Source organism: Candidatus Phytoplasma phoenicium (genome assembly GCF_001189415.1).
GTDB classification, from domain to species: Bacteria; Bacillota_I; Bacilli_A; order Acholeplasmatales; family Acholeplasmataceae; genus Phytoplasma; species Phytoplasma phoenicium.
The window spans coordinates 1-5,598 of record NZ_JPSQ01000045.1; the positions used below are offsets into that span (position 1 = coordinate 1).

Consider the following 5,598-nt stretch of genomic DNA (forward strand, 5'->3'; position numbering starts at 1 on the left):
TTTTTTAAATTTTTTATTCACTCTAAAAACCGGAACTTCTTTAGCAGGTACCAATAAAACTTTTTGACTTTTTGGTACTTTACACATTCTTTCTTTCTTTTTTCTTAATTCGATAATACCTAAATTGTATACAACCACTTTATTTTTGTTACGTAAAGCTTGTTCAATGTTAGTCATTAAACAATTAAAAAATTTACGAGTTATATCTGTCGAAACCTTTAATTGCTCGGACATTTTAATAATTAATTCCTTTTTAGTCATTATATCTTATATTAACTCCTCTTTTTTTATTTTAATTTTGCTGCTATTCTTACATTTTATACTTCAAACTAAATCTAGTAAGATTTTAACATAAAAAAATTATTTAAATAACAAAAAAATACTAAATTTATGTTTTTTATGATAAAAAAAGCAAATAATTATGAAAAATTAAACAATCAAAAAACTTTTAATAATATTTTCTATAGGTTTTTGTTGAAAAACTACTTGATAAGCGTTATGAATAAGAGGTAAAAAAAGATTATTTTGAACAGAAAGATGATAAAAAACTTGTAAATTATAAATACCTTCAATAGTTTGCGTAGCGTTTTGGTAAATTTGTTTTAAAGTGTTGCCTTGCCTCATTTTAAGACCAGCTTGGTAATTTCTAGAATTTTCATTAAAAGTAGTAACAATTAAATCACCTAATCCTGCTAAACTTAAAACAGTCTTTTGGTGAGCTTGAAAAAAATTTAAAATAATTTCCATTTCGTTGATACAAAAAGTAATGAAAGCTGCTTGGGCATTTTTTCCAAAAATTATAGGATCAGAGATTAAACCGCTAATAAAAGATAAACAATTTTTAAAGGCACTGCTAATTTCACAACCAACTACATCATCAGAACATATTACTTTTAAATATTGAGGATTAGAAAACAATTTGGATATTTGTACAGCGAATTCTGGATTATGAGAAGCTGCTAATAAAAAAGAGATTTGTCTTAAAATAACTTCTTCAGCATGAGTTGGTCCCATTAAACAAGCATAATTATTTATTTTATACGAATCAATTTCGTCTTGAACCATTTGAAAAATCATTTTATGACTTTTTTGTTCAACACCTTTCGAAACATTAATAAAATTCTTCTTATTCGAAAATAAAAGATTAATTTGTTTTAAAAAAACACGTATATTTTGTGTCGGCAAACATAAAACCCAAATATCAGAAAAATCGATTGCTTGTTGTAAATTATTAGTAGCAGTAATATTATATAAATTTATTTGTGGAAAAATAGGATGTTGTTGATTATTAATTTTATCAACATAATTAGTATTAACATCGTAAATTAAAACTTTGTTGTGGTTATCAGTTAACACTTGACCTAGTGTAGAACCCCATGAACCACCACCCATAATTGTTATTTTGTTCATAAAAAATTTTTTTCTTTCTTTTGAAAAATGATTTGCAAAGGGATCCCTGTTAATTCTAAATAAAGTCGTAATTGATTTTTTAAAAATCTTTCATAAGAAAAATGGATCCATTGTGGATTATTTACTAAACATAAAAAAACAGGAGGCGAATTATTAATTTGCTTTAAATAATAAAACCTAACTTTTCCGTGATTAAAAAAACCTGGTGGATTAATCTGTACTGCTTCATTCAAAATATCATTAAGCAAGTGACTAGAAAAAGTTTTTCGATAATATAGGGAAACTTTTTCTAAAATAAGGAAAAAATTTTTTATTTTTTGTTTAATTTGAGAAGAAACAAACAAAATAGGGGCATAAGTTAAAAATTTAAATTCTAAATGTGTCTTTTCTTTCCATTTTTTTATATTTTTATTTTGCGATTCTACTAAATCCCATTTATTATAAATAATAATACAAGATTTTTTTTTATTAAACAATAATGCTGCAATATGACGATCTTGTTCCATTATAGGTTGACTTGCATCTAAAACAAAACATACTATATCACTACGTTCAATCGCGTTTAAGGTACGTAAAAAAATATATTTTTCATGTTTTTCGTAAAGTTGTCCTCTTTTTTTTAACCCTGCTGTATCGATAATTTGATAATGTTTTCCATTTTTACAAAAAAATGTATCAACAGCATCTGTAGTTGTACCAGGCATATCAGAAACAATCATTCTTTCTTGAGCTAATAAAGCATTCGTAAAAGTTGATTTTCCAACATTAGGTCGTCCTATTAAAGCAAATTTACAATTTCGATTTTCTTCTATTAGTGTTGTATGATGTTGACGATGAAGAATAATATTATCTAATAATTCTCCGATCCCGATGCCATGTTGAGCACTAATACCAATTACATCTTTAAAACCTAAAGCGTAAAATTGATGAACATTATCGGATAAAACCATATTATCAATTTTATTAACTGCCACAATAACTTTTTTATTACTTGCGTAAAGTAATTTAGCTATTAGTAAATCTTCTGAAGTCAATTGCATTTGGCCATCTACCATAAAAACAATTAAATGAGCTTCTTTGATGGCTATTTCAGATTGTTGTTTTATTTTTTGAGTTAAAGGAATATTTTCTATATCAATTCCACCTGTATCAATAATAAAAAAAAATTGATTTAACCAAGTTACTTGAGCATAAATACGATCTTTAGTAGTTCCTGATTTTTCATCTACAATAGACCATTTTTTATTTAAAATACGATTAAATAAACTTGATTTTCCTATATTAGGGCGACCAATAATAGCAACTTTAAAATGCATGATTATTTTCTTGTTTTTTTTGTATAATTTCTAAAATAATATTTGTTACTTGAACAATACTTAAATTCGTAGTATCGACTAAAACAGCATCTGGTGCTTTAACCAAAGGAGAATTAACACGTTCCATATCTTTTTTATCTCTTTGATTTATATATTCGAGGATTTGAGACAAGGGAATAGAAGAAAAAACACATTTTTTTTGTTTACGAATAACACGTTCTGATATGGAAGCAGTTAAAAAAATTTTTAAATCCGCTTGTGGCATAATAACTGTACCAATATCTCTTCCATCCATAATTATATAAGAATATTTTTGAATCATACCTTGTTGTAAACTTAAAATTTTTTCACGAACCAAAGATAATCCAGAAATATAAGAAACTTGATTTTCAACGGTTTGTGTATTTAAAAAAGGTGTTACATCTTGATTATTGACATAAATAATATTTTGATTAACTTTAATATCCATCTGAGATAAACAAGAATTTAATTTTTTTTCTTGCAAATTTTGGAAATTAACTTTATTTTGTAATAAAATAAAAGTGATAGCACGAAAAAGTAAGCCAGTATTTAAATAAAACCAATTTAATTTTTGACTTAATAATTGACTAATTGTACTTTTTCCTGAACCTGAAGGACCATCAATAGCTAATTTAAATCCTAACATTTTTTTATTAATCATCCTTAATTTTAATTTGTTATATAAATCACTTACAGTTATATCAAAAACTATAACATAATATATATACTTTGTTCCAAATATTTAACTTAATAATCTGGAGGATATTAATTAAATATAATAATTTTTATTTATTATTATCACGTGAATCATATAAACCAGTTACAGTATTAATAATAATTTTTTCTTCTGGTTCAATAAAAAGTGGTACTTTAATAATTAAACCAGTTTCTAAAACTGCTTCTTTTAAAGAAGTGTTTTTTTTAACATTGCCGAAAGCGGTAGCAGGATCAGTTTGAGCAACTTTTAAAGATATTTTATCTGGTAAAACCAAAGTCAAAATTTCTTGTTGATCATCAAATAAAATTTCTACTAACATATCAGAAGTAAGATATTTCAAAACATGTTGAAGTTGATTTTTAGAAATTTCATAAGTTTCAAAAGTAGTATTATCGCAAAAAACATAAATATCTTCCATTGAATAAGAAAATTGTAATTTTTTTTTTTGAACTAAAGCTGTTTTAATTTTAACACCTGCATTAAAAACATGTTCGATAATTTCACCATTTTTTAAATTTTTTAATTTACTACGAACAAAAGCAGAACCTTTACCTGGTTTAACATGTAAAAATTCAAGAATTTGGAAAATATTATTATTAAATTTAATAGTTTGACCTATTTTAAAATCATTAGTATTAATCATAATTTTGTCCTTTTTTTAAAAAATCTTGAATAAGCTGAATACTTTGAGATACTAATTTAGGATGCAAAGCATCTATCATTACTAATTGCGAAGTTATTTGATTTTTAAACCATGTTTTTTGTCTTTTAGCATATAACATAGTATTTTTAATAATCAAACGTTGTGCTTTGGCTAAAGAAATTTGTTTTTCCAAAAAAGCTTTAATTTCACGATAACCAATAATATTAAAATTAGCTTTGGGAAATTTGTGCTTTAAAAAAGCAACTTCTTCAATAAAACCTTGTTTTATCATCATTTCTAATCTGTTAATAATACGTTCTTTTAAAATTAAACGAGGTATATCTAGATAAAGAACTAAAATATCAAATAAAGGAATGTTTTTGCCTTTTTTTTGTGATCTTAAAATTTCTTGATCTAAATGAAAAAAAGCACTTAAAACCCTACGAGGATTTTTGTCATCAATTTTTAAATTTGGATCTTTTTTTTTAATTTGTTCCAACATTTTTGATAAACTGACGTGATTAATATCACCAAGTGTCAAAGATTTCCAAGATGAAGATTTTTCATAATTGAAAAGAGCTGCTTTAATATATAAACCACTTCCTCCAACTATAAATGGTAAAGTAATTTGTTTAATTAAGGCACGTGCTTCTTTTTGAAAATCATAAATATTATAACAATCTTCGGGTTCGTTAATGCTTAATAAATGATGTTTAATTTTTTTTTGTTCCAAATGAGTAATTTTAGCTGCACCAATATTAAAATATTTTAACATTTGAACAGAATCCGCATTAATAATTTCTGCTTTAAAAAATTGGGATAATTTTAGTGATAATTGAGTTTTTCCCGAAGCAGTAGGTCCAGCAATAACTATAACTTTTTTCATAAATTTATGTTTTTTTGAGTTTTCTATAATATATTTTTTTAAAACAAACTTACGTAAATAATATTCATTTATTTTTCAGTTATTTTAATTTTGGTAATTTTTTTTTCTACACCTAAAGTTAAACAAACTCCATTTAATTGTTTTTTACCTGTAGTAGCTACTCGGTGCTTCATTTTTTTATCATTTAAAAAATTATTAACAATAATATTTTTATCTAATCCTATAACACCATCAGCTGCACCTGTCATTCCTACATCCGAAATATAAAGTGTTTTTTTTGGTAATAATCTATTATCATTTGTTTGAATGTGTGTATGTGTTCCGACAATTGCATCAATTTTTCCGTCAAAATAATGAGCCAAAGCCATTTTTTCGCTAGTAGCTTGTGCATGAAAATCCAAAAAAGAATAATCATATTTTCCACGACATTCATGTAAAGTTTTTTTCACTTGACGAAAAGGACATGTTAAATGCAAATTATTCATAAAAACCCTACCCATCACATTCATAATAAGAATTTTTTTAGAATTACATTTAATAATTTTATAACCACATCCACAAGGATATTGATTTAAATTTAAAGGACGAATGATATTTGTATTTG

At 24.9% G+C, this 5,598-nt stretch carries 7 protein-coding genes; all 7 read right to left on the reverse strand.

The window, feature by feature from the left end; genetic code table 11:
- Window positions 1–261: HU family DNA-binding protein (locus tag AlmWB_RS01120; RefSeq protein ID WP_050337265.1), on the reverse strand; the 261-nt coding region annotated here is incomplete at its 3' end.
- Between the two features lie 168 nt (window positions 262–429).
- A complete protein-coding gene (locus AlmWB_RS01125; RefSeq protein ID WP_050337268.1) occupies window positions 430–1,410 on the reverse strand; it encodes an NAD(P)H-dependent glycerol-3-phosphate dehydrogenase in 981 nt (326 codons plus the stop codon).
- On the reverse strand, window positions 1,407–2,726 hold the full coding sequence (gene der, locus AlmWB_RS01130; RefSeq protein ID WP_050337270.1) for a ribosome biogenesis GTPase Der: 1,320 nt from the start codon (window positions 2,724–2,726) through the stop codon (window positions 1,407–1,409). Before der ends, AlmWB_RS01125 begins: the two co-directional genes overlap by 4 nt.
- Window positions 2,716–3,393 (reverse strand): (d)CMP kinase, encoded by a 678-nt coding sequence (gene cmk, locus AlmWB_RS01135; RefSeq protein WP_050337272.1) that lies wholly within the window; start codon window positions 3,391–3,393, stop codon window positions 2,716–2,718. The genes der and cmk overlap by 11 nt, the downstream gene beginning before the upstream one ends.
- A gap of 139 nt (window positions 3,394–3,532) precedes the next feature.
- On the reverse strand, window positions 3,533–4,108 hold the full coding sequence (efp, locus tag AlmWB_RS01140; protein WP_050337274.1) for an elongation factor P: 576 nt from the start codon (window positions 4,106–4,108) through the stop codon (window positions 3,533–3,535).
- Window positions 4,101–4,994 (reverse strand): tRNA (adenosine(37)-N6)-dimethylallyltransferase MiaA, encoded by an 894-nt coding sequence (miaA, locus tag AlmWB_RS01145; RefSeq protein ID WP_050337276.1) that lies wholly within the window; start codon window positions 4,992–4,994, stop codon window positions 4,101–4,103. Before miaA ends, efp begins: the two co-directional genes overlap by 8 nt.
- A 68-nt stretch (window positions 4,995–5,062) precedes the next feature.
- Window positions 5,063–5,598 (reverse strand): YmdB family metallophosphoesterase (locus AlmWB_RS01150; RefSeq protein WP_192833070.1); only part of this gene is annotated, 536 nt, incomplete at its 5' end.

Coding starts and splice junctions, on each gene's coding strand:
- AlmWB_RS01125 (WP_050337268.1), bottom strand. CDS start 1,410: ATGAACAAAATAACAATTATGGGTGGTGGTTCATGGGGTTCTACACTA.
- der (WP_050337270.1), bottom strand. CDS start 2,726: ATGCATTTTAAAGTTGCTATTATTGGTCGCCCTAATATAGGAAAATCA.
- cmk (WP_050337272.1), bottom strand. CDS start 3,393: ATGTTAGGATTTAAATTAGCTATTGATGGTCCTTCAGGTTCAGGAAAA.
- efp (WP_050337274.1), bottom strand. CDS start 4,108: ATGATTAATACTAATGATTTTAAAATAGGTCAAACTATTAAATTTAAT.
- miaA (WP_050337276.1), bottom strand. CDS start 4,994: ATGAAAAAAGTTATAGTTATTGCTGGACCTACTGCTTCGGGAAAAACT.